At 64.6% G+C, this 24,584-nt stretch carries 19 protein-coding genes and 1 pseudogene; 6 read left to right on the top strand and 14 right to left on the bottom strand.

Annotation, left to right across the window (positions count from 1 at the left end):
- Positions 1-3: 3 nt before the first annotated feature.
- Positions 4-2,121, bottom strand: coding sequence for a TonB-dependent receptor domain-containing protein (locus QBK88_RS18420; protein ID WP_277963149.1), 2,118 nt, complete (start codon positions 2,119-2,121; stop codon positions 4-6).
- Positions 2,122-2,413: 292 nt separating this feature from the next.
- Here QBK88_RS18420 and QBK88_RS18415 point away from each other — a divergent pair, with 292 nt between their 5' ends.
- Positions 2,414-3,289 carry a DMT family transporter gene (locus tag QBK88_RS18415; protein ID WP_277963148.1) on the top strand — a complete coding sequence of 292 codons (876 nt, stop codon included), beginning with the start codon at positions 2,414-2,416 and terminating at the stop codon, positions 3,287-3,289.
- A gap of 66 nt (positions 3,290-3,355) precedes the next feature.
- On the opposite strand, the gene glcF is transcribed toward QBK88_RS18415, so the two are convergent.
- From glcF to QBK88_RS18390, 5 genes are all read right to left on the bottom strand, one after another.
- A complete protein-coding gene (gene glcF / locus QBK88_RS18410) occupies positions 3,356-4,585 on the bottom strand; it encodes a glycolate oxidase subunit GlcF (protein WP_277963147.1) in 1,230 nt (409 codons plus the stop codon).
- Positions 4,586-4,587: 2 nt separating this feature from the next.
- Positions 4,588-5,631: a glycolate oxidase subunit GlcE gene (gene glcE, locus QBK88_RS18405; RefSeq protein ID WP_277963146.1), complete on the bottom strand. Its 1,044-nt coding sequence runs from the start codon at positions 5,629-5,631 to the stop codon at positions 4,588-4,590.
- Entirely contained in the window at positions 5,631-7,130 is a 1,500-nt protein-coding gene (gene glcD / locus QBK88_RS18400; protein WP_277963145.1) for a glycolate oxidase subunit GlcD, read from the bottom strand. Before glcD ends, glcE begins: the two co-directional genes overlap by 1 nt.
- 79 nt (positions 7,131-7,209) lie before the next feature.
- Complete coding sequence (locus tag QBK88_RS18395; protein ID WP_277963144.1) at positions 7,210-7,983, bottom strand: ATP-binding cassette domain-containing protein; 774 nt, start codon at positions 7,981-7,983, stop codon at positions 7,210-7,212.
- 80 nt (positions 7,984-8,063) lie between these two features.
- Complete coding sequence (locus tag QBK88_RS18390; RefSeq protein ID WP_277963143.1) at positions 8,064-9,875, bottom strand: ABC transporter ATP-binding protein; 1,812 nt, start codon at positions 9,873-9,875, stop codon at positions 8,064-8,066.
- A gap of 137 nt (positions 9,876-10,012) precedes the next feature.
- Between QBK88_RS18390 and QBK88_RS18385 the strand changes: the two are divergent.
- A pseudogene (locus tag QBK88_RS18385) lies at positions 10,013-10,531 on the top strand (GNAT family N-acetyltransferase).
- Positions 10,532-10,776: 245 nt separating this feature from the next.
- On the opposite strand, the gene QBK88_RS18380 reads toward QBK88_RS18385, so the two are convergent.
- From QBK88_RS18380 to QBK88_RS18355, 6 genes are all read right to left on the bottom strand, one after another.
- Positions 10,777-12,210 (bottom strand): flavin-containing monooxygenase, encoded by a 1,434-nt coding sequence (locus tag QBK88_RS18380; protein ID WP_277963142.1) that lies wholly within the window; start codon positions 12,208-12,210, stop codon positions 10,777-10,779.
- Positions 12,207-12,911 (bottom strand): ABC transporter ATP-binding protein, encoded by a 705-nt coding sequence (locus QBK88_RS18375; protein WP_268140902.1) that lies wholly within the window; start codon positions 12,909-12,911, stop codon positions 12,207-12,209. Before QBK88_RS18375 ends, QBK88_RS18380 begins: the two co-directional genes overlap by 4 nt.
- A complete protein-coding gene (locus tag QBK88_RS18370) occupies positions 12,908-13,663 on the bottom strand; it encodes an ABC transporter ATP-binding protein (RefSeq protein ID WP_277963141.1) in 756 nt (251 codons plus the stop codon). Before QBK88_RS18370 ends, QBK88_RS18375 begins: the two co-directional genes overlap by 4 nt.
- On the bottom strand, positions 13,660-14,664 hold the full coding sequence (locus tag QBK88_RS18365) for a branched-chain amino acid ABC transporter permease (protein WP_277963140.1): 1,005 nt from the start codon (positions 14,662-14,664) through the stop codon (positions 13,660-13,662). The genes QBK88_RS18370 and QBK88_RS18365 overlap by 4 nt, the downstream gene beginning before the upstream one ends.
- Positions 14,657-15,571: a branched-chain amino acid ABC transporter permease gene (locus QBK88_RS18360; RefSeq protein WP_277963139.1), complete on the bottom strand. Its 915-nt coding sequence runs from the start codon at positions 15,569-15,571 to the stop codon at positions 14,657-14,659. The genes QBK88_RS18365 and QBK88_RS18360 overlap by 8 nt, the downstream gene beginning before the upstream one ends.
- Positions 15,572-15,687: 116 nt before the next feature.
- Positions 15,688-16,806 carry an ABC transporter substrate-binding protein gene (locus tag QBK88_RS18355; RefSeq protein ID WP_277963138.1) on the bottom strand — a complete coding sequence of 373 codons (1,119 nt, stop codon included), beginning with the start codon at positions 16,804-16,806 and terminating at the stop codon, positions 15,688-15,690.
- A gap of 481 nt (positions 16,807-17,287) precedes the next feature.
- Here QBK88_RS18355 and QBK88_RS18350 point away from each other — a divergent pair, with 481 nt between their 5' ends.
- The 3 genes from QBK88_RS18350 to QBK88_RS18340 all read left to right on the top strand — a co-directional run bounded on the left by QBK88_RS18350 (position 17,288) and on the right by QBK88_RS18340 (position 20,235).
- Positions 17,288-17,698 (top strand): PA0061/PA0062 family lipoprotein, encoded by a 411-nt coding sequence (locus QBK88_RS18350; RefSeq protein ID WP_277963137.1) that lies wholly within the window; start codon positions 17,288-17,290, stop codon positions 17,696-17,698.
- A gap of 166 nt (positions 17,699-17,864) precedes the next feature.
- Positions 17,865-18,962 carry a carboxynorspermidine decarboxylase gene (locus QBK88_RS18345; RefSeq protein WP_277963136.1) on the top strand — a complete coding sequence of 366 codons (1,098 nt, stop codon included), beginning with the start codon at positions 17,865-17,867 and terminating at the stop codon, positions 18,960-18,962.
- Between the two features lie 28 nt (positions 18,963-18,990).
- Complete coding sequence (locus QBK88_RS18340; RefSeq protein ID WP_277963135.1) at positions 18,991-20,235, top strand: saccharopine dehydrogenase family protein; 1,245 nt, start codon at positions 18,991-18,993, stop codon at positions 20,233-20,235.
- 205 nt (positions 20,236-20,440) lie between these two features.
- Here QBK88_RS18340 and QBK88_RS18335 read toward each other — a convergent pair whose 3' ends face one another.
- Positions 20,441-20,695, bottom strand: a complete 255-nt coding sequence (locus QBK88_RS18335; protein ID WP_268140920.1) for a hypothetical protein — start codon at positions 20,693-20,695, stop codon at positions 20,441-20,443.
- A 174-nt stretch (positions 20,696-20,869) separates the two neighbouring features.
- Here QBK88_RS18335 and QBK88_RS18330 point away from each other — a divergent pair, with 174 nt between their 5' ends.
- A complete protein-coding gene (locus tag QBK88_RS18330) occupies positions 20,870-23,134 on the top strand; it encodes an ATP-binding protein (RefSeq protein ID WP_277963134.1) in 2,265 nt (754 codons plus the stop codon).
- 12 nt (positions 23,135-23,146) lie between these two features.
- Here the strand turns inward: QBK88_RS18330 and QBK88_RS18325 are convergent, their stop codons facing one another.
- Positions 23,147-24,538 (bottom strand): amino acid permease, encoded by a 1,392-nt coding sequence (locus QBK88_RS18325; RefSeq protein WP_277963133.1) that lies wholly within the window; start codon positions 24,536-24,538, stop codon positions 23,147-23,149.
- Between the last annotated feature and the right edge of the window lie 46 nt (positions 24,539-24,584).

Raw genomic sequence — 24,584 nt, 5'->3', positions numbered from 1 at the left:
TTGTCAGAAGCGGTACGACACGCCCGTGGTGACGCCAAAGCCGTCACCCACGTAGAAGTTGTCCGAGTCCACGCCCTTGAGGTCGTAGGAGGTCTTGGAGGCGGTCACGTAGTGCTTGTCGGTCAGGTTGCGGGCGTCCAGGAATACGCTCCAGCGCTTGCTCGGCGCTTCATAGCCGACCTTGGCGCCGAAAATGGTGTACTCCGGGGCTTTCACTGTGTTGGCGAAGTCCACGTAGTAGCTGGAGGCATGGTTGAGGTTGACCTCGCCATACCAGCCGCTGGGGTGCTGGTACTGCAGGGCACTCTGGTAGACCTGGCGCGGCAGACCGGGCAGTTGATTGCCGCCGAAGGTGGCGTCGTGGCGGAAGTAGAAGTCGTTGACCGTGTAGGCCTGGCGCCATTTCACCGTGCTGCCGTTCTGGCCCGTCCACAGCAGCGTGCTCAGGCCTGCCTCGATGCCCTGGTGAATGGTGGGCGAGGCGTTGGTGTTGGAGACGATCTCGTTGGAGGTGGCGGTGGCATCGGCGATCACCGCTGACAGCAACTCGCCCTGCACCCACGAACGGTACACCGTGAAGCTGCCGTCGAAGATACCCTGGCTGCCGCGAACCCCCAGTTCCACCGTGTTGGCTTTCTGCGCATGCAGCGGCTGCACGTAGGGGTTGCTGACCGGCCCCGAGGAGTAGTACCAGGTCACTGGCGGGTCTATGGAGCGGCTGACGTTACCGAACAGTTGCACGTCCGGGTTCAGCGCATAGCGAAAGCCGATCCGCGGGGCCAGGTTCCAGTCGTTGTAGTTGACCTCGCTGGGGAACTCGCTGGTGTTGGCGTTGGTGGCATAGGTCACGCGCACATCGCGCTTGGTGTTGGCCAGCGACAACCCCGTGGTCAGCCAGGTACGGTCGGTCAGTTGCAGGTCGTTGCCCAGGGAGAACACGGTGTCTCGCGAGCCAGTGAAGTTGTTCTTCTGCACCAGCGCCCAGGTATCGGGGTTGCGCACCCGCTCGTTGCCAGGCATCAGCACGGTGCTGCTGAAGCTCAGGGTGGTGTTGCTCGGCAGGCCGAACAGCGTGTCGCCCTTGCGCAGGTAACGCAGCGAGGTGGACAGGTCGGTGGAGTCCCATTGGCCAGGGTTGGCGTAGTAGTGCAGGCCGTCGGTCAAGGTGTAATGGTGGTAGCCCAGGCCCACCTCCAGCTTCGAGTTGTCGTCGAAGGTATAGGTGGTGGTGCTGCCCAGCAGGGTGGTGCCGGGCTTCTTGCGCACCCAGCGGTAATTGTTGGCGGTGGGGTCGTGCTTGATCTGGTATTTGGTCAGGGTGCTGGCGTTGGTGTTGTCTTCGTCGCGGTAGCGGAAGGTGAAGCGCGTTTCCAGTTTGTCGTTGAAGATGTGCCCGAAGTTGCCCACCACGTCATTGCCGTGGTTGGCCGAGTCGTCCTGGTAGCCCTTGCGTTCGTTGTGCAGGATCGACAGGTAATAATCACTGTCGCCGACCACGCCGCCGGTGCTCAGCTGTTCTTTCTTGTAGCCGAAGCTGCCGCCTTCCAGGCGTACGTAGTTCCCCGGCGAGGTGTAGCCCGTGTTCGTCACCATGTTGATCGCGCCACCGAGGGTAAGGGCGCTGTATTCGAAGGCATTGGCGCCCGACAGCACTTCGGTGTGGTCGACGGCGGCCATGTCCAGCAGGTCTTCCTGGGTGCCCCCGGGGCCAGTCACGGGGATGCCGTCATACAGGTACTTGATGCCCAGCGCGTACCCGCCGTAGAAAGCGTTGATGCCCGACCCGCGAATCGACACCTTGGCCGCGCTCTGGCCGCTGGTGGCCTGGGCATAGACGCCCGGCTGGAAGGCCAGGACGTCCTCGGCAGTGGCGGCGCGGCCCTTTTCCACTTCCTTGTTGTCCACCACATGGGTGGCGCCGGCCACCTGGTTGAGGCGTTCCTTGTCGGCCTGGGTGTCGGTCTGGGCGTGGCCGGTGACCACCACGGTGTCGAGGCTGGTGTCGGTGGCAGCCTGGGCGCTGTTGAGCAAGGCCAGTCCAGCGCTGACGGCCATGGCCAGGGAAAGTGTACGTGCGCGAGGCGGGCGGGCGCTGTAGCGAGCCCGGTCATTCGTGTTCAATATCAATACCCCTGAGAGTCCAATGTCTGTGAGGAGCATCTATGTGAATAGTCTGGCTCTGGCAGGTCAGGAGCAAAAGCCGTACCACCTGTGCCAGAGCGGTTTTTCGCGGGTTTCACGGCCTGGCGCTGGAGGTTGTGCGGCCAGTTTGTCCAACCACTGTTGGCCGCCCAACAGTCGCCGCCGACGGGATTCGTTCACCCGGCGCACAACTGTTGTCCGGGCAAGCGGGCTAATGCTCGGCAAAGGCCTTGGTGATAATTCCGGCATTCCCACTCAGAGGCGTCTGATAATGTCGAAACTGCGAATGGCCGAGCTGATGCTGCTGATGGTGGCGTTGATCTGGGGCACCAGCTATGGCGTGGCCAAGAGTGCCCTGGTGTTCTACCCGGTACTGGGGTTTCTCACCGTGCGCTTTCTGTTGACGTTTGTGCTGTTGCTGCCCTGGTTGCGCGGGCACTTGTGGGCGGCGTTGAAGCCGGGGGTGATGATGGGGAGCATCCTGCTGTCGATCTTCCTGGCGGAGACCTACGGCGTGGCGACCACCACGGCCAGTAACGCCGCTTTTCTGATCAGCCTGTGCGTGGTGCTCACGCCCTTGGTGGAATGGGCGATGTTTGGCCAACGGCCCAGTGGCGAGGCCTTTGGTTATGCGGGCCTGTCGTTGCTGGGGGCGCTGATGCTGACCGGGGCCCGTGAAGTGGTGTTGAACCCGGGCGATTGGCTGATCCTGCTGGCGGCGTTGCTGCGGGCGCTGATGGTGTGCACGACGCGCAAGTTGCAGCTGGGCACCCAGGTACCGGCGCTGGCGCTGACGGCGGTGCAGGTCGGCGTGGTGGGCTTTGGCAGCCTGGCTATCCTGCTGGTGACCACCGGTGGTGTGCCGGCCTTGCCTCACAGCCTGGCGTTCTGGAGCCTGACCGGGTACCTGGTGCTGTTCTGCACGCTGTTCGCGTTCTTTGCCCAGAACTTTGCCCTGCGCCACACCAGCCCGAGCCGTACATCACTGTTGATGGGCGCCGAACCGTTGTTTGGCGCGTGCTTCGCGGTGATGTGGCTGGGTGAGCAATTGACGCTGGTCTCGTGGTGCGGCGGGGCGCTGATCGTGCTCGCTTCCTGGCTGGGCACCCGCCCCCCGAAAGTGGCCAAGGTGCCGGCGCCTGCCTGACCACCGCGTACCGCCGACACAGCTTCAGGTACACCGCGTGCACCGCCGACGCGGCCAGGTCCGCTGCTACACGGCGGTGGCGTTGCAGGCTTCATCCACCAGCTCGATCCAGTGCCGCACCGGTGTGCGCCCGGCGCCGTCCAGGTGGGTCTGGCAGCCGATGTTGGCGGTGACAATGATATCCGGCTTGCCGCTCTCCAGGGCATTGAGGCGGTTGTCGCGCAGTTGCTTCGACAAGGTCGGCTGGGTGATTGAGTAGGTGCCCGCCGAACCACAGCACAGGTGCCCGTCGGGTACGGCGCTGAGGGTGAAGCCCAGCCGCGTCAGCACGCCCTCCACCGCGCCACCCAGCTTCAGCGCATGCTGAAGTGTGCACGGGCAGTGGAACGCCAGGCGCTGTTCGCTATGCACGGCCAGGCCCTCCAGGGGGGCTTCGCGCAGGACCTCCACCAGGTCCCTGGCCAGGGCGCTGACCCGCTGAGCCTTGGCGCCATAGTGCGGGTCGTTCTTGAGCAGTGTCCCGTATTCCTTGATGAACGCGCCGCAGCCACTGGCCGTCTGCACGATGGCTTCGGCGCCGGCCTCGATGGCCGGCCACCAGGCGTCGATATTGCGCCGTGCCCTGTCCAGGCCTGTGCCCTGGGCATTCATGTGATAGTCCACGGCACCACAGCACCCCGCCTGCGCCGTCGGCACCAGGCTGATGCCCAGGCGGTCTAGCACCCTTGCGGCGGCCGCGTTGGTATTGGGTGAGAAGCCAGGTTGCACGCAGCCTTCCAGGATCAGCATGCGCCGTGCATGCCGGGGTGCCGGCCGTACCCCGGCCGGGCGGGGCAGGCGTGGCAGCTTGGCCTGCAGGCTGCCGGGCAGCCAGGGGCGCAGCCGTTGACCGGCCTGGGTCAGGGCGCTGAACAGCCCGGGGTGCGGCACCACGGCCCGCAGGCCGCCCCGCAGCAGGCGGCTGCCCAAGGAGCGGGGCACCTGCTGTTCGAGGTAGTCGCGGCCAATGTCGAGCAGCGTGTGGTATTCGACCCCCGAAGGGCAGGTACTCTCACAATTGCGGCAGCTCAGGCAGCGGTCGAGGTGGGTTTGGGTGGCGGCGGTGATGGGCGCGCCTTCGAGCATTTCCTTCATCAGGTAGATGCGCCCGCGGGGGCCATCCAGCTCATCGCCCAACAGTTGGTAGGTAGGGCAGGTGGCGTTGCAGAAGCCGCAGTGCACGCAGCTGCGCAGCACTTTTTCCGCTTCGGCGGCGCGTGGCAGCAGTCGGGCCTGATCGCTGAGGTGGGTTTGCATGGTCAGAGCTCCGAATACAGACGGCCAGGGTTGAACAGGCCATGGGGGTCCAGGCGCGCCTTGAGTTGCTGGTGATAGCGCAGCAACGCCGGGGCCAGGGGCTGGAAGGGCGAGTCCAGACGGCCTGGCGTGAAGCAGGTGGCGTGGCCGCCGGCCGCGCTCACCAGGGCGCGGATGTGATCGGCATCGGCGTCGGACTTCAGCCAGCGCTGGGCGCCGCCCCAGTCCAGCAACTGCTTGCCGGGCAGGTCCAGCAGGCCGATATCGAAGGGTAGCGACAGGCGCCACAGCGGCCGCGCATCGGCGAAGAAGGGCAGGCGATGCTCGCGCAGGTCCTGCCAGAACGCGGCATCGGCGCTGCGGCAACCCAGGCGGTCGCTGGCCGAAGCGACGTTGCCTTCACCGCCTTCCAGGCGCAGGTGCAGCACCTGGCCGTCATGGCAGGCGCCGCTGATGGGCAATGCCTGCTGGCCCCATTCGGTCAGGCGCTGCAAGGCATCGCCAGGGCCGATGTCCAGCACCAGGCTGGCGCTGCAGCGCGGCTTGGGCAAGACCTTCAGCGATACGTCGGTAATTAGCCCCAGGCTGCCGAAGCTACCGGCCAGGAGCCGTGACAGGTCATAGCCGGCGACGTTCTTCATCACCTCGCCACCAAAGCGCAGGTGCTGGCCCAACCCCGTGATGACCCGCGTGCCGAGGACGAAATCGCGTACCGCGCCGCTCCAGGGCCGTCGTGGCCCGGCCAGGCCGGCGGCGACCATGCCGCCCACCGTGGCCCTGCCGTCGAAGTCGGGTGGTTCGCACGGCAATGCCTGCCCGGCCTCGTCCAGGGCGGCCAGCAACTCGCTTACCGGGGTGCCGGCGCGCACGGTCACCACCAGTTCCGTGGGGTCATAGCTGACGATGCCGCGCCAGGCCCGGGTATCCAGCGGCGTGCCAGCGGTGGGCCGTCCCAAAAAGGCCTTGGTGTCGCCGCCATGAAGGCGCAGCGGCGTTCTGCTGGCGATGGCCTGGTGCACACCATCGAGCAACGTGTCCAGGCTCATCAGAAACGCTCCAGTTCGGGGAAGGGCACCTGGCCGTGGTGAATGTGCATGGCGCCGAACTCGGCGCAGCGGTGCAGGGTGGGGATGTTCTTGCCAGGGTTGAGCAGGCCGCTCGGGTCGAAGGCGGCCTTCACGGCGTGGAACAGGGTCAGTTCCTCGGCGTTGAACTGGCTGCACATCTGGTTGATTTTCTCGCGGCCCACGCCATGCTCGCCGGTGATGCTGCCGCCCACGGCCACGCACATCTCCAGGATCTTGCCGCCCAGGGCCTCCGCCCGCTCCAGCTCGCCCGGCAGGTTGGCGTCGAACAGGATCAACGGGTGCATGTTGCCGTCACCGGCATGGAACACATTGGCCACCCGCAGTTGATACTCCACCGACAGCGCGGCGATGCCCTTGAGCACCCTGGCCAGCTCGCGGCGCGGGATGGTGCCGTCCATGCAGTAGTAGTCCGGTGACAGCCGGCCCACGGCGGGAAAGGCATTCTTGCGCCCGGCCCAGAAGCGCACGCGTTCGGCCTCGTCGCGGGCCTGCCGCACTTCGGTGGCCCCGGCGGCAGCGAGGATCTGCCGCACGCGCTCGCAGTCTTCGTGCACGTCCGCTTCAACTCCGTCCAGTTCGCACAGCAGAATGGCCTCGGCGCCCACCGGGTAGCCGGCGTGGATGAAGTCTTCGGCGGCGCGAATGGCCAGGTTGTCCATCATCTCCAGGCCGCCTGGGATGATCCCCGCGGCGATGATATCGGCGACTGCCTGGCCCGCTTTTTCCACCGAGTCGAAGGCGGCCAGCAGCACCTTGGCGACCTGCGGCCGGGGCAACAGCCTGACGGTGACCTCGGTGACCACCCCCAGCAGGCCCTCGGAGCCGGTGAACAGCGCCAGCAGGTCGAAACCCGGGCTGTCGAGGGCATTGCTGCCCAGGGTCAGAGGCTCACCCTCGACCGTCAGCACCTGCAACCGGACCAGGTTGTGCACGGTCAGCCCGTACTTGAGGCAATGCACGCCACCGGCGTTCTCCGCTACGTTGCCGCCGATGGAACAGGCGATCTGTGACGACGGGTCGGGCGCGTAATACAGGCCGTGGGGCGCGGCGGCCTGGGAGATGGCGAGGTTGCGGACCCCGGGCTGCACACGGGCGGTTCGGGTGTTGGGGTCGATGTCGAGGATCTGATTGAACCGTGCCATCACCAGCAACACGCCCTGGGCCAGCGGCAGGGCACCGCCGGACAAGCCAGTACCGGCGCCACGGGGCACCACCGGCACCTGGCGCTGGTGGCAGATACGCAACAGCGTCTGTACTTCCTCCAGGTGCCGGGGTAGCGCCACCAGCAGCGGCGTGGTGCGGTAGGCGGACAGGCCATCGCACTCATAGGGTTTGAGGTCTTCGGTGCGGTACAGCAGATCGAGGTCGGGCAGTGCCGCGGTCAGGGCATCGATCAGGCCCTGCTTGTCGACCGCGGGCAGGGCGCCGTCCAGCCGGTCGTCGTGGAGGATATTCATGGCCAGGCTTCTTGTTTTTAGGGTTGCCTTGATACTTAGACCGTCTGGAGCCTGGCGTCCAGTAGGCCCACCTTAATCTTCACCCATGCCAGCACCGATACCACCCTCCCTGTTCACTCACCTGCAACGACGTTTGATACAACTCGGACAGCCGCTCACTGGTCAGCACGTGCGCCTTGGGCCCATCGGCAATCACCTGACCTTGCTGGATCAGCACCACGCGCTCGATCTCGGGAATGATTTCGTCGATGTGGTGGGTCGTGATGATCATGGCGCGGTCATCGTGGCAGAAGTCGCGCATCAGGCTCAGCAGGCTCATGCTGGCGCCCATGTCCAGACCGGCGGTGGGTTCGTCGAGGATCAGCGCCCGCGGGTTGTGCACCAGGGCGCGGGCCAGTAGCAAGCGGCGCTTCTGGCCGGTGGACAGGCGCTGGAACATGCGTTGCTCATCGATCTGCATGCCCAACTGGCCCAGCAGTTCGCGGGCGCGGGCGGTCTGCTCGGCGTCGGGGCGCAGGTGGGCGTGGGTGCCCATGGCGCCGAAAAAGCCGGAGATCACCACGTCCAGGGCCGACGTGTAGGGGGTGTAGTCTTCCTGCATGTCCTGGGACACGAAGCCGATCTTGGCGCGCAGGTCCCACAGGTTGAAGGTTTCATGGCCGAACAGGCGCAAATAGCTGCCGGGCCGCTCCACCGGGTAGAGCTCGCGGTTGATCAGCTTCAGCAGGGTGCTTTTGCCGGCACCGTTGGGGCCGAGGATAGCGACCCGCTCGTTGTAGCCGATGTGCAGCGACAGTTGGTCGAAAACACGGTTTTCCTGCTGGAAGGCGGTAACCTGGTTCAACTCGATCATGGTGGCCCTTAGTGCGTGTTCAAGGTGGCCGACATTGAAGCAATCGGCCACCGCGATTGCAATCGGCCCACATCCCCGGCTTACCGGTAACCTTGCGCCTGAATGTCGAACAGTTCGGCGTAGCGGCCTCCGCCTGCGATCAGTTGCTCGTGGTTGCCCTGTTCGGCAATGCGGCCCTGGTCCAGCACGATGATATGGTCGGCGCTGCGCACGCTGGAAAAACGGTGGGAGATCAGCAGGGTCATGCGCCCCTTGGCGTACTCGCGGAAATGCTCGAATACTGCCGCTTCGGCGCCCGCGTCCAGGGCAGCGGTGGGTTCGTCGAGGATCAGGATGTCGGCATCACGGCGCATGTAGGCCCGTGAAAGGGCCACTTTCTGCCATTGGCCACCTGACAGTTCCTGGCCCCCCACGAACCAGCGGCCCAGTTGGGTGCCATAGCCATCGCTCAGGCGCTCGATGAACTCGGCGGCGATACCCTGTGCCGCCGCTTCGGACCAGCGCTCGCGGTCATCGAAGGCATTGACGTCACCCACGCCGAGGTTCTCGCCGACGGTCATCTGGTAGCGGATGTAGTCCTGGAAAATGACCCCGATACGCTGGTGCAGGGCCTGCTCGTCCCAGTCCTGCAGGTCGCTGCCATCGAGCAGGATGCGGCCTTGGCCGGGCGTGTACAGGCGGGTCAGCAACTTGATCAGGGTAGTCTTGCCCGAGCCGTTCTCGCCCACCAGGGCCAGGCTCTTGCCCGGTGCCAGGTGCAGGTCGATGGCGCTGAGCGTGTCCCGGGCGGCGTCCGGGTAGCGAAAGCCCAGGTTTTCGCACCGCAGCCCGTCGCCAGGCCGTACGCCCGCCGTCAGGTGGCCCCGGGGCTGCACACTTTCATGGGCCAGGTATTCGTAGAGGTCCGACAGGTACAGGCCATCTTCGTACAGCCCGGCAATGGCGGCCAGGCTGGCGGTGATCGCGCTCTGGCCCTGCTTGAACAGCACCAGGTACATGGTCATCTGGCCCAGGCTGGTCTGGCCCTTGACGGTGTCCAGTACCACCCAGGCATAGGCCAGGTAGAACGCGGCGGTGCCCAGCAACCCCAGGGCGAAGCCCCAGCCGTCGCGGCGCAGGGTCAGGCGGCGGTCCTCGGCGTACAGGCGGGTGAAGTTGTCTCGGTAGCGTTGCAGCAGCAGCGGTGCCAGCCCAAACAGCTTGACCTCCTTGGCATGCGCTTCCTGAGACAGCAGCGCTTCCAGGTAGCCCTGCTGGCGCGTCTCCGGCGCGCGGCGCTTGAACAGGCGGAAGGCATCGCCGGAAAAGTGCGCCTCGGCGAAGAACACGGGCAGGGCACCGAGCACCAGAATGGCCAAGGCCCAAGGCGAGAAATGCACCAGCAGTACCGCGAAGCTGATCAGCGAGATGAGGTTCTGCACCAGCCCCAGACCCTTGGTCACCAGCCCCAGAGGGCGGGTAGAGGCATCGCGGCGTACCCGCACCAGCTTGTCGTAGAACGCCGAGTCCTCGAATTGCAGCATCGACAGGGTCTGGGCTTTTTCCAGGATCAGCAGGTTGACCTTTTGCGCCAGTTGTACCCGCAGCAACGCCTGCTGCACGGAAAGGCCACGTTGCGCAGCGGCCAGCAGGGCCAGCACCCCGGCTTCGGCCAGCACATAGCGCAGCACCGGCCACACCGGCGCCTGGCTGCCGCTGGCGTGCACCTGCATGGCCTGGACCACGGCATCGACGATGCGCTGCCCTATCCAGGCCGCCAGGGCGGGCAGCACACCTGCCGCCAGGGTGGCCAGGACCAGGCCGATGAACAGTGCGCGCGAGGTGCCCCATACCAGGGCCAAGGCACGCCCTGCCTGGGCGCTGAAAGTGCTGAGGCGGTTGAACAGGGGCATGGTGGGGCGGTGTCCAGGCGGGGCGGCTGAACATTGTGCCAGCTTGCGCCGCGTTTCAGCCAACCTTCGCCCGCTAACGTGCCCAATCTTCGCTACAGTAAGTGGCTTGCCCCTACTGCCGAAGAAGGACGCCTTCGATGATCCGCGATGCCATACCCGCCGATGCCTCAGCCATCGCCCACGTGCACGTCAGCAGTTGGCAGCAGGCCTATCGCCAATTGATGCCTGCCGCGTTCCTCGCTTCGCTGACCAACACACTGGCGTAACGGGAAGCATTCTGGGCGCGCTCGATCAGTGCCGGTGCCACCAACGTCCTGGTCGCGGAGGTGGACGGGCAGGTGGTGGGGTGGATCGATGTGGGGGCCGGCCGCGATGAGGATGCCGCTGCGGACAATGCCGGTGAGGTCATGGCCCTCTACGTGCTGGCTGAGCACTGGGGAACCGGCGTCGGGCTGGCCTTGTGGAAGGCCGGGCTGCAACGCCTGGCCGACCACGGTCACCGACGCCTGACCCTGTGGGTGCTGGCCGACAATGAGCGGGCGATCCGCTTCTATCGCCGAGCGGGCTGGGCCGAAGAGCCCGGCAGCCAACGTACATTGGCCAGGGGCGGGGTCACCTTGGCGGAAGTTCGGTATGGGTGGGCGGCATTGCAATGACACAGGCAGTGTCTGCTTCGGCGCTTGCACGCCACCAAGCAGCGGCCATCGCAACCCTGTAGAGCGGGCGAAGCTCGGGAAGAGGGCTGCCAGACCGACCGCGTCGCCCGCTTCCCGAGCTTGCGCCCGGTCCCACAACGGCACGCGTGTCATCTTTAGAAGCAGCCATCGCAACCCTGTGGGACCGGGCGAAGCTCGGGAAGAGGGCTGCCAGATCGACCGCGTTGCCGCGGATGCTTCAGGTGCTACGCGCCACGCTGCAGATAGGGCGTGGGCTCCAACTCCCACTCAGCCTCCCACGCCCGCAAATACCCCAGGTGCCCTGCGAACCCTTCGGCAAACACATGCGCCACGATACGCGAAGCCAGCCGCTCGGCTGCCGTGCTGATCGCCGGAATATCCGAGGCCACCGCGCCGAAACTCAAGCTCGCGGCGTGGTTGAGCAGGTGCACGCGGTTGAGCGGGCCGGGGCCTGCGTCCCGCTCCTGCAACTCGAAACCATCCCCTAGCCAGGGGTACAACCCCAGGTGTGGCCGTTGCCCGGCGCGTGCCGGTTCGAAGCGGTCGCGCCACAAGGCGACGCGGTCAGCCACCTCGGCGAACAGCGGGGCACCGGCAAGGTCCACGCGAAAGCCGGTACCCACGATCAGGAAGTCGGCATGGTCGGTGTGCTCGGACAGTTGCAGGCGTACCCGGCCGTCGGCTTCACGCACGTCCTGCAAGCGTGACGCCAAGTGCAGGGTGAAGCGCTCGCCCCCCGCCGCCAGGGTGCGCAACACGGTTTCGTGGGGTGGCGGCGGCGGGGTATCGTCAAGGTAGCTGGCCAGCGCCCATTGCTGTTCGGGCGCAAGGCTGTGCCAGCCCTCGACAAAGCCTGGGTAGGTGGACGCCCGTGCCTTGTTGATCTGCGGCAGCCAGGCTCGACGGGCGTACATGGTCACCTGTGCAGCGCCATGCTCCAGGGCCGTGGCCGCGTTGTCCCAGGCCGATGACCCCGCGCCGATCACCGCCACCCGGCGCCCGGCCAGCGCGGCGAAGTCCACCGGGTCGCAGGTGTGGGCCGCCAGGCGGGGGAACAGCCGCTCTTCGATGAAGGCCGGGATGTTCGGCCCGCCGGCCCCGGCGCGGCCGTTGGCGATGACCAGGCGCCGTGCCCGCACCTGGCCGCCATCGGCGCGTTTGAGCGTGACGCCCTGGGCGTCGACGGCAAAGGTGCTGATGGCCGTGTCATGTTCAATCGGCAAGTCGAACGCTTCAGCGATCCAGCCCAGGTAATCCTGCCAGGTGCCATTGGGGATCTTGTACAACTGCTCCCAGGCCTGCACGCCATGCACCGCCTCATACCAGGCGCGAAAGGTCAGGGCGCGAATGCCCAGCGCCAACCCGGGCAGTTCCTTGGGCGAGCGCAGGGTGCGCATGCGCGCATAGGTGGTCCAGGGGCCGCTATGGCCCTGGGGGCTGTCATCGAACAGGCGCAGGTTGTCGATGCCCTTGAGCCGTAGCGCTACGGCCGCGGCAATGCCGAACATGCCGGCGCCGATGATTGCCACGTCGGCGATGTCGCTGCTGCCCGCCGGGGTACCCAGGCTGGGCCAAGGGTTGGCAGGCAGGCGCAAGTAGGCCAGTTCTTCACGCAGGCGTTGGGTAGCCAGGGCGTTGGTGGCGTGTTGAATGTTCAATGAGTATGACCTCCAAGGTAAGCCTGGACGATGCGCGGGTCGGCCGCGACCTGCTGCGCAGGGCCTTCCAGAGTAATGCGGCCGTTGTCCAGCACCGCGGCATGATCGGCCACCCGCAGGGCCGCGCGGGCATTCTGTTCCACCAGCAGCACGGTCAGGCCGCTGGCCCTTATCTGTTCCACCAGTTGGAAGATTTCACTGACCACCCTGGGGGCCAGCCCCAGCGAGGGCTCATCCATCAACAAGAGGCGCGGCTTGCGCATCAGCGCGCGACCAATGCACAGCATCTGCTGTTCGCCACCCGACAGCGAGCCGGCCAGTTGGTCCAGGCGCTGGCCCAGCACCGGAAACAGCCCCAGCACGTAGTCCAGCTCGGCCAGGCCGTGGGGCCCGCCACCGATGATGAGGTTCTCGCGCACGGTCATGGTGGAGAATATCTGCCGGCCTTCCGGGGTCTGCAGTACCCCCCGGCCGACGATGGCGTGGCTGGGTAGCCCGGCGATGTTCTCGCCGCCTACCAGAATGCGCCCGCTGCTGGGCTTGTAGATGCCGGAGATGGCGCGCATGAGGGTGGTCTTGCCCGCGCCGTTGGCCCCCAGCACGGCAATGATGCTGCGCTCGGGCACAGCCAGGTCGATGCCATGCAGAATGTCGTGGGTGCCCAGGTTGATGCGCAGCGCCTGAATATCGAGGATGTTCATGGCTCATCGGCCCCCAGGTAGGATTCCAGTACGGCGGCGTCGGTGCGGATTGCAGCCGGCAGGCCGTCGGCGATCTTGCGCCCCGAGGCCAGCACCATGATGCGTTCGCAGATCGACATCACCAGGTTCATGTCATGTTCCACCAGCATCACGCTCAGCCCTTCGGCGTTGAGTTGGCGAATGAAGGCCGCCAGTTGCGCGGTTTCGGTGTCATTGAGGCCAGCGGCCGGCTCATCGAGCACCAGCAGGCGCGGCTGCATGGCCAGTGCCCGGGCGATTTCCAGGTACTTGCGCTGGCCGTAGGACAGGTTGGCGGCCAACTGGTCGGCCAGGTGCGCCAGGCCCACCCGTTCAAGCGCCTGCCAACTGCGTTCGGAAATCTGCTGTGCGCGCTGGCGGTTGCCCAGCAGCGTTGCCCTCAGGCCATGACCGATAATGCCGGTGGCGGCCACCGAGGTGTTGTCGAACACGGTCATGTTGGGAAACACCCGCAGGTTCTGAAACGTTCGCGATAGCCCCAGGCGCGCCACCTTGTGCGGCGCCTGGCGGGTGATGTCGTGGCCATTGAAATGCACCGTGCCGGCGCTGGCGGGCACAAACCCGGTCAACAGGTTGAACAGGGTGGTCTTGCCGGCACCGTTGGGCCCGATCAGCCCCACCAGTTCGCCCTCGGCGACATGGCCGGACACGTGGTCGACGGCGGTCAGGCCACCGAAACGGCGAGTCAGGCCGTTGAATTCGAGCAATTTCATTTCCACCCCACCTTTTTGCCACCTTCGGTTTTCCAGGCCCCCCCCAGTGCCCCGCGGGCCAGCGACAGTGCCGACACCTCACCGCACAGCCCCTTGGGCAGGAAGACGATGGAGAGGAACATGACGATGCCGACGATGATGTTGCGCAGGTCGCCGAAGCCGCGCAGGGCCTCAGGCAGAAGCACCAGCAGCACCGCGCCGAGCAGCGCACCGGGCAGGCTACCCAGGCCGCCGACCACGACCATGGCCAGCACCAGGATGGTCTCGGAAAAACGGAAGTCGTTGGGTGACACGTACCCGGTGGTATAGGCCCACAACGCCCCGGCAATGCCGGCGAAAAAGGCGGCTACGGTGAATACCTGGGTCTTGAACCGCACGGTGTCGATGGCCATGGCGGCGGCGCACTGGTCATCCTCGCGCAGCGCGCGCAGCGCATTGCCGTAGTAAGAGTGGCTGAGACGGTGAATCACCGTTACCGACAACGCCACCGTGGTGGCGACCACGAAGTAGATGCCGGTATTGCCGGTGACCTCCAGGCCGAACAGGTCCATGGGTGAAAACAGCGTGACGCCGTTGGGGCCTCCAGTCACGGGCACCCAGTTCATCAGCACCAGATAGATCATCTGGCCGATCGCCAGGGTGGCCACCGCGAAGTAGATGCTCACCAGGCGCATGGTGGGCAGGGCCACCAGCAGGGCGATCAGCGCCGACCCCAGGCCCGCCAGAGGCATGGCCAGCCAGAACGGCACGTGCCAGGTCACCCCGGCCAGCGCCGCGACGTAGGCCCCCACGCCGTAGAATGCGGCCTGGCCCAGGTGCAACAGGCCGGCGACGCCAGACACCAGGTGCAGGGAGGCCGCGAGCAGGGCGAAGATCAGTACCAGGCAGGCCAACTGGTAGCCATAGCCACCGCCATGCAGGTACAGCCCGGCTGGCACGATGGCGAACACCACCAGCAGCAAGGCCAGTAGCGGCCAACGGGAAAAGAGACGGTCAGACACGCTCGCGCCCTCCGCCAAACAGGCCGCGGGGGAAGAACACCAGTGTCACGATCAGGAACAGGTACGGCACCATGTCGGCCCAGGCCGAGGGCATGAAAGTGGTCGCCATGCTTTCCGCCACGCCCAGGATCAACGCGCAGGCCACGGCACCGGGAATCGACACCAGCCCGCCCATGACCATGGCCACGAACGCCTTGATGCCGGGGGCGAAGCCCATGGAGGGGTACACCGAGCCGTAGTACAGGCTGACCAGCAGGCCGGCCACCGCGCCCATCAGCGAACCCAGCACGAAGGTGGAAACGATGGTGCGGTCGACATTGATGCCGCTGTACTTGGCCCCCAACGGGTTGTTGGACACGGCGCGAATGGCCAGGCCCATGCGGGTTTTCTTCAGCAGCAGTTGCAGGCCCACCAGCAGCACGGCCGACACCCCGAAAATCACGATGTCACCGCTGACAATGGTGATGCCTGCGAAGACGATGGGGGTGTTGAGCAGGTAATTGGCGGGCACCGGCTGCATCTGTGAACCCATGGCCAGTTCCAGGCCTTCGCGCACGATGATCGATACCGCCAGCGACGACATCAGGGTTGACTCACGCATGGCTCGTGATTTCAGCGAGGCCTCGTCGGCGAACCGGCGGAACGGTTTGAACGCCACGCGCTCCAGGCCGAGGCCGGCCAGCGCACCCACCACCGCTACCAGCAGAATGACTGCGGCCAGGGGAGGTGAAGAGGCACCTATCAGGAACAACCCGGCCACGGCCCCTACCGTATACACCTCGGAGTGGGCGAAGTTGACCGCGTTGAGCACCCCGAAAATCAGCGTGAAGCCAATAGCCACCAGGGCATAGATCATCCCTTGGGATAAACCGATCACCAGTTGCTGTACATAATATAAATCGATCACCAGAAACGCCTCTGACAGCCCACGAAGTTCAGGCCGCCGCGGGGAGTGTGCCGGGTGGCCTGAAGAACCGTTTATTAACCGGGGAGGCAACTTTTAAGTGCGCCTGCCCTATTCTTTCAATTGGCCAGGGGCGCGAAGTGCTCATCCACCACTTGTACTTTGACCAGGGACTTCTGCGGTTCACGATCAGGTCCGAAAGTTGTCGTGCCTGTTACACCGGGGAAGTCTTTGGTCTGCGCCAATGCGTCGCGCACCTTTTCCCGGGTGGGTGCCGGGTACGCATGGGCGACGGCGTCGAGCATGATGCGCGTGGCATCGTAGGCCTGGGCCGGGAACTGCCCTGGTTCCTCACCGTTGCGCGCCTGTTTCCATTCGCTGACGAAATGCCGCACGTTATCGCTGTCCACCGTGGGCACGAACGTGGAGCTGACCTGCAAGCCGTCGGCGTCTTTGCCCGCCAGCTTGAGCAGTTGCTCGCTGTAGGCCGCGGAGCTCGCGAATACCGGCGCGGTCACGCCCAGTTGGTGCAGTTGCTTGAGGAACTGCGCCGCGTCTTCGTAGAAGATCGCGCCGTAGATCGCGTCCGGGTGCTCACGGTCGAGCTTGGTGATCAATGAGCGGAAATCCGGGATGCCGCGGTTGAAGTACTCGGAGAACACCACCTGCGTGCCGTTGGCCTGGGCTTTCTTCTCGAAGGCCTGCACCGCGGACTGGCCCCAGTCGGTCTGCTCGCCGATCACCGCGACCTTTTTATAGCCCTGGCTGGCGATCCAGTCGGCGTTGAACGGGCCTTCCTGGTTCTCGGTGATGATGTTGCGGAACTGCCACTTGGAAATCTTCGTGTAGTCAGGGTGCGACGCCGTCTGCGACAACTGCGGCACACCGGCGCGTGCGTATACCTGGGCCGAGGCCATGGACACGGTGGATGTGAAATCCCCCAGCACACCGACGATGCTCGGGTCATCGGCGAACTTGCGGGCGATGGACACGGCCTCCTTGGCGTCGGAGCGCGAGTCCTCGAAATCGATCTCCACGGGCACCGGCAGGCGGCCTGAGGCGTTGAAATCCTTGAGGGCGATCTGTGCCGCCACCTTGAAGTCCTGGCCGTACTGGGCGGTGTTACCCGTCAGGGGCAACTGGTAGCCGATGCGAATGGGTGCCTCGGCGGCCTGGGCCATGGCGCTTAAACAGCAGGTGGCCACCGCAAGGCCCAGAAGAGCCTGTTTGAATTTCATGATGTATAAACCCCCAAACCCAAGTTTCGATAGTCGCGCGGGTGCCTTCCAGAGTGTGCTGGAATAAAGCGTTGCGAGCGTAATGTGAATAAAACAGGCAAGACGCTGGTGTTCAGGATCAGCCCGCGAATAGGCAAAACATGCGAGCGGTTTTATTCAATACCAAAGCAGGGGTGGAGCAGTACTTTGGTAGTAGAAAACAGGTCGATGGAACATAAAAAGTTCGCGGCGCTATTCCATCAGCACAGGGCGTCTGCGGGGCGGGAGAATACGCAGAGTTCTTATGCTTCTCTAATATTATTTAATTGTTTTATATGTCTTTGAGGAATAAGTGACAGGAATGCCTCACTGTGCCAGGCGGGGCGCCGGGCATGGGCTTTCCTATCACGGGGCTGAAATTCGTTTCATGGTGATTCATTGGCGCTGCGTGGCCGGCCGTCGCCACTATGGGGCCATTGCCATCTACCCTGTGAGGATCACCATGAACACAAAAGCACTGACGCTTTTACCCATCCTGGGCCTGACAGCCCTGTTGTCAGCCTGTGCCGGCAACCTGCCAAAACCCGACCCCCACGATGCCTGGGTGGGGCTGCAGGAAGAAGCGCGCAACAGCATGCTGGCGGAAAAGCTGGACGGCCAGCCGTTGCGCGACGGCCGCTACTTTCAGGTACCGCCGGGCAAGCACAGCCTGCAGGTGATGGTCTATGCCTCCAACAGTGTCTACGTGGACGACCGCACCTGCCACGCCAGCTTGACCTACCCGCGCTTCAAGCCCGATGAGCACTACCAGTTGCAGGAGTCCAGCCTGGGGGTGGCCATGCACGTGGATCTGGTCAACGATCATGGCAAGCACGTGGCACGCACCGAGCACTTTGACTGCAACGGCGGCTGAGCCCCCCCCAGGAGGCACCCATTTATCGCCCGGGCGTGTGATCGACGCCCGTTTGGCGGGCACCCGGCGACGTGATGCGGCAAAATACGCAATCTGCCCTTTCGTCATGCGGTCAGAGAAGGCACAATTCGCGTCCTTTTTTGCCTGGCCTTGCCGGAGGCTCGACATGATCCAGACACCGTACTACCTCATCGACAAACAAAAGCTTGTGCGCAACATGGAGAAGATCGCCTACGTGCGCGAGCACTCCGGCGCCAAGGCCCTGCTGGCACTCAAGTGCTTCGCCACCTGGTCGGTCTTCGACCTGATGCAGCAGTACATGGATGGCACTACCTCGTCGTCGCTCTACGAGCTCAAGCTCGGCCGGCAGAAATTCGCAGGCGAGACCCATGCCTACAGCGTGGCCTGGGCCGACGACGAAATCGAGGAAATGCTCGATAACTGCGACAAGATCATCTTCAACTCCATCGGTCAGTTGCAGCGTTTCGCCGAAGCCAGCCAGGGCAAGGTGCGCGGTCTGCGCGTCAACCCGCAAGTCAGCAGTTCCGACTACCTGCTGGCCGACCCGGCCCGCCCGTTCAGCCGCCTGGGCGAATGGGACCCGGTGAAGGTTGAAGCGGTGATCGAGCAGATCTCCGGCTTCATGTTCCACAACAACTGCGAGAACGGTGACTTCGGCCTGTTCGACCAAATGCTGGGCACCATCGAGGAACGCTTCGGCCACCTGCTGCACAAGGTGGAATGGGTGAGCCTGGGCGGCGGTATTCACTTCACCGGTGAAGGCTATGCCCTGGACGAGTTCTGCGCGCGCCTGAAGGCGTTCTCCGAGAAGTACGGCGTGCAGGTCTACCTGGAACCCGGCGAGGCGGCCATCACCCAGAGCGCCTCGCTGGAAGTCACCGTGCTGGACACCCTGTACAACGGCAAGCACCTGGCCGTGGTCGACAGTTCCATCGAAGCGCACATGCTCGACCTGCTGATCTACCGCCTCAACGCCAAGCTGGCCCCCAGCAGCGGCGAACACACCTACATGGTCTGCGGCAAATCCTGCCTGGCGGGCGACATCTTCGGCGAATATCAATTCGAGCGCCCGCTGGCCATTGGTGACCGCCTGTCGTTCGTTGACGCCGCCGGCTACACCATGGTGAAGAAAAACTGGTTCAACGGCCTGAAAATGCCGTCCATCGTAGTGAAACAACTCGACGGTACAGTCGAGGTGGTTCGCGAGTTTGGTTTTGACGATTACCTGTCCAGCCTGTCCTGAGCTGGCGGTTGAAGGAGAAGTAAAGAAATTGAAGAAGAACGTACTTATCATTGGTGCAGGAGGTGTCGCCAAGGTGGTGGCCCACAAGTGCGCGCAGCACAACGACGAACTCGGTCGTATTGCCATCGCGTCGCGCAACATCTCCAAATGCCAGGCCATCATCGACAGCGTCAAGGCCAAGGGTAGCCTCAAGCAACCCGCCGATATCCAGGCTTTCGCGCTGAACGCACTGGATGTCGAAGCCACCAAGGCGTTGATCCGCGAGACCGAATCGCAGATCGTCATCAACGTCGGTTCCGCTTTCCTCAACATGTCGGTGCTGCGTGCCTGCATCGATACGGGCGTTGCCTACCTGGACACCGCCATTCACGAAGAGCCGGGCAAAGTCTGCGAGACCCCGCCCTGGTACGGCAACTACGAGTGGAAACACCTCGAGGAATGTCAGCAGAAGAACATCACCGCGATTCTGGGTGTCGGTTTCGACCCGGGCGTGGTCAATGCCTACGCCGCCCTGGCGCAGCAACAGTATTTCGACCGCATTGATTCGATCGACATTCTCGACGTCAATGCCGGTTCCCATGGCAAATATTTCGCCACCAATTTCGACCCGGAAATCAATTTCCGCGAGTTCACCGGGCAGGTGTGGAGCTGGCAGAACAGCCAGTGGACCAGCAACACCATGTTCGAAGTCAAGCGCACCGATGATCTGCCGGTGGTGGGTTCGCAGAACCTGTACCTGACCGGTCACGACGAAGTGCACTCGATCTCCAAGAACCTGAACGTGCCCAACGTGCGTTTCTGGATGAGCTTCGGCGAGCACTACATCAATGTGTTCACGGTGCTCAAGAACCTGGGCCTGCTGTCCGAACAGCCGGTCAAGACCGCCGAAGGCCTGGAAGTGGTGCCGTTGAAAGTGGTCAAGGCCGTGCTGCCCGACCCTTCGTCGCTGGCACCGGGCTATACCGGCAAGACCTGCATCGGTGACCTGGTCAAAGGCAGCAAGGATGGCCAGCCACGCGAGCTGTTCATCTACAACGTGGCCGACCACGAGGAAGCCTACGCCGAGACCGACAGCCAGGGCATCTCCTACACCGCCGGTGTACCACCTGTGGCTGCTGCCTTGCTGGTGGCCCGTGGCGAATGGGACGTGCAGCGCATGGCCAACGTCGAGGAGCTGCCAGCCGAGCCGTTCCTCAAGGCGCTGGACCTGATGGGCCTGCCGACCCGCATCAAGGACGAGCAGGGCGACCGCCCCTGGGATCAGAACGCCTGATTCGTCGCACCGCCTGATGTAACACGGGGTGCGCCTGCAAGGGGCGCATCCCGTCATGCTTGTTTTGTCATGTCCTCCCGCCTTTGGCGACAGACCGTCGCCGCTGAATGAACGCTCCAGTTTTTGCCACAGCAAGCCGCGCCAGAGGCCGGTGCCCTGCGCCGAATTGATCGAGGCCATCCTGCGGGTCACCGGTTGAGCGGGCTCAGGCGGTGTGGCGCCGCTTGAGGCGGTCGAAGGTCGCAGCGTCGGTCAGCCCGCTCAGCTTGCGGCCATCCTTCAGGGCGAGAATGAAGGTGATCTGCGCGTCGCCGCCCACTGCCTCCAGGCTGTCGATGGCGGCCACCGGCAGGTTCAGCCCGGGCCAGGGCACCAGCGGCGTCTGCAGGTTCAGGAAACCGTCGTGGTAGTGGGCTTCGCCGTGCAGAAAATCACCGGCGAGCAGTTTGACATTGGCCATGCGTGAATCCTCCTTGAGCAGCGACGAGGGCCGCTGATGTCCTTGTACCGCAACCCATGGCGCCTGCCATTGATCCACGGCAATACTAGGGTGTAGCAGATGTTGCGCCTTCGTGCTGTGCCTTGCAGCGCTTCTTGGGTAGAGTTGCACTTTCCCGGCCAGCCGAACCCCATCATGTCCCAGACCGCTTCGCCCGTTGCCGCCACGCTTCACTTCCTGTCGTCCGGTGGGGAGCAGGGCCAGCGCCTGCGCACATTCGATTGGCGCGGCTCGCCGCTGGGCGCTCCCCAGGACTGGCCGCAGCCGTTGCGCTGGGCCGTGGCGCTGTGCCTGGACTGCACGGTACCCAGCGCCATCTTCTGGTCGCGCGACTGCCTGGTGCTGTACAACGACGCCTGGCTGCCATTGGCGGCCGACCAGCACCCCTGGGCGCTGACCCAGCCGGCCCGTGACGTGTGGCCCGGCTTCTGGCACATTCTGGGCCCGCAACTGGACCGGGTGTTCGAGACCGGGCAAGGGGTATCGGTCTATGAGCAGATGCTGCCTATCCTGCGTGATGGGCAACGCATTGAAACCTGGTGGAACTACAGCCTCACCCCACTGCGCGATGAACAGGGCGCGGTGGTGGGTATTCTCAACCAGGGCCGTGATGTCACCGACCGTGTACAAGCCGAAAACGCGCTGGAACAGGAAACCCGCACCCTGGGCATTCTGCGTGCACTGAATTCCACCTTTGCCAGCGACCTCAATCTGGAACGCATCGTCCAGGCGCTCACCGATGCCGGCACCGACCTGGTCGATGCCGCGTTCGGCGCTTATTTCCACAACGTGCTGGACGAGACGGGCGAATACCTGAAACTGTATACCCTGTCCGGTGCCGAGCGCGCCGACTTCGAGAAACTGGGGCACCCGCGTGCCACCGCGATCTTCTCCCCCACCTTCCTGAACGAGGGGGTGGTGCGTTCCGAAGATATTCTCGCCGACCCCCGCTACGGGCTGTCGGAGCCTCACCGGGGGATGCCCAGGGGGCATTTGCCGGTGCGCAGCTACCTGGCCATTTCCGTGGTGTCGCGTACCGGCAAGGTCCTCGGTGGGCTGTTCTTCGGCCACCCCCAGCCTGGGCGCTTCACCGCCCGGCACGAACGGTTGATGGTGTCTCTGGCGGCCAACGCCGCCATCGCCATCGACAACGCCCAGCTGTTTCGCCAGGTGCAACAGGCCAACGAACACCTCGAGGAGCGTGTGGCCCAGCGCACTCAGGAACTGGTCCATACCCATGAGGCCCTGCGCCAGTCGCAGAAGATGGAAGCGCTGGGGCAGCTCACCGGGGGCATCGCCCACGACTTCAACAACCTGCTGGCGGGCATTCTTGGCAGTGCCGAGCTGCTGGAACGCAAGCTGGGGCAGGAGCAGCCCGCCAGCGTCGCCAAGCTGCTCGCCGCCATCCACGTGTCCGCCAAGCGTGCCGCGGCTCTGACTCAGCGGCTGCTGGCGTTTTCCCGCCGCCAGACACTGGACCCAAAGCCCACTGCCATCAACGAATTGGTCGATGGCATGGAAGACCTGATCAGCCGAGCGGTTGGCCCTGCCATCGCGGTGCACATCAGCACCGACCCGGCCTTGGGCATCGCCAAGATCGACGCCGCCCAACTGGAAAGCTCGCTGCTGAACCTGGCCATCAATGCCCGTGACGCCATGCCCGATGGCGGCCAACTGAGCATCACCACCCAGATGGTGGAGCTCGATGCCTTCGCCGCCAGCCGCCTCGAACTGGCGGCCGGCGAGTACGTGGCGGTGACCGTGTCCGATACCGGTACCGGTATTGCCGCCGCGGACATCAAGCGCATCTTCGACCCGTTCTTCACCACCAAGCCCATCGGCCAGGGCACCGGGCTGGGGTTGTCGATGGTGCACGGCTTCGTGCGCCAGTCAGGCGGGCAGGTCGAGGTCATTTCCGAGGAGGGCGCGGGCAGTCGGTTCCGCTTGCTGTTGCCACGCTTCATCGGCCGGGTCGAACCTCACAGTGAACCCAGCGAACTGCCTGTGGTGCTCCGCCGCCCCGAGAACGCGCGGATTCTGGTGGTGGACGACGAGGCGACGGTGCGCTTGCCGGTGATCGACGCGCTGAGGGCCGCGGGCTACCAGGTGCTGGAAGCCGAAGACGGGCCTTCAGCCTTGCGCGTCCTGGAAAGGGGGGCGGTGATCGACCTGCTGGTGACCGACGTTGGCCTGCCTGGCGGCCTCAATGGCCGGCAAGTGGCCGATGCCGCGCGCCAGCGCCTGGACGCGCTGCGGGTGCTGTTCATCACCGGCTACGCGGAAAGCATGGTGCTGGGCGAAGGCTTCAGCACGGGTTTGACCCAGGTACTCACCAAGCCCTTCAAACTGGTGGACCTGGAAAGCAAGGTCGCGCAGATGCTGGGCAAAGCGCAGGGCTGAAGGCAGTTGCTGCTACACGGTGTGCCGGGCCGCCAGGGCCGGGGCCGAATGGCGGCGAGCGGTGAGGATGCCCAGCAACGAAATGATCAGCGCCAGGCCCATGGTGGTGGTCACTTCGGCCCGGTGCTGCGGCGTCACCAGCATGACGCCGAGTGCAGCGGTGATGAACACGATGATGGCGTAGGTCAGCCAGGGGAACAGCCACATCTTGAAATTCAGTTGCACGTGGCTGCGCACCAGCATCCGCCGCATGCGCAACTGCGACACGGCGATCACCAGGTACACCAGCAGGGCGATCACGCCGCTGCTGGCCAGCAGGAACTGGAACAGCCCGGCCGGTGCGAATTCGCTGATGACGGTGATGGCCGCGCCGATCACGGTACTGGCGACGACCGCCGCCCGGGGTACCCCACCCGCTGAGGTTACCTTGACCTGGCGCGGGGCCTCGTCGCGGCGGCCCAGGGAGTAGAGCATGCGCGAGGCGATGTAGATCGAGGAGTTCATGCAACTGGCGACCGCCACCAGCACCACCATGTCCATCAGCAGCTTGGCATGGGGAATGTTCATCAGCTCCAGGGCGCGCTGGTAGGAGCCTACCGACGCCAGCAGAGGATCGTCCCAGGGCACGATGGAAATGATCACGGCAATCGACAGCAAGTAGAAAATGCCAATGCGCCAGATCACCGAGCGGGTGGCCTTGGCGATATTGCGCGCCGGGCTGCTGGACTCGGCGGCGGCGATGGTCACGGCCTCGGTACCGATGAAGCTGAACATCACGGTGATGAACGCCCCGACCACCGCGGACAAACCGTTGGGGGCGAAGCCACCGTGTTCGGTCATCAGGCGGCTCAGCCCGCTGACCTGGCGGTCGGGCAGCCAGCCCATCACCGCCGCGGCGCCCAGGCCGATGAAGGCGATGATGGCGGCGACCTTGATCAGCGCGAACCAGAATTCGAACTCGCCGTACTTGGCCACGCTGAACAGGTTGGTCACGGCCAGCAGCACCACCGACAGCAGGGCGAACACCCAGGCGTCGACGGCCGGGAACCACTCGTTGAGCACATGCCCGGCGGCCAGTGCCTCGATGGGAATCACCAGCACCCAGAACCACCAGTACAACCAGCCAATGGTAAAACCGGCCCACGGGCCGATGGCCTGGTCGGCGTAGGTAGAGAATGAGCCAGTGTCGGGGTTGGCCACGGCCATCTCGCCCAGCATGCGCATCACCAGCACCACGAGCAGGCCGGAGAGGGCATAGGCAATGAGGGTGGCTGGCCCTGCGGCGGCAATGGCGTGGCCGGAGCCGACGAACAGGCCTGCGCCAATGATTCCGGCGATCGACAGCATGGTGACGTGGCGGGGTTTGAAGCCTTGCGACAGTTGGCTGTTCGGCGGGCTGGTCATTGTTCTACGGTCCCTGTATGGCGACGCGAAAGCGCAGGGTTACTGT

The organism is Pseudomonas sp. RIT-To-2 (genome assembly GCF_029623465.1).
Taxonomy (GTDB): Bacteria; Pseudomonadota; Gammaproteobacteria; order Pseudomonadales; family Pseudomonadaceae; genus Aquipseudomonas; species Aquipseudomonas silvicola.
The sequence above is the reverse complement of the archived record's forward strand: the minus strand, read 5'-3'. Positions and strand labels throughout refer to the sequence as shown.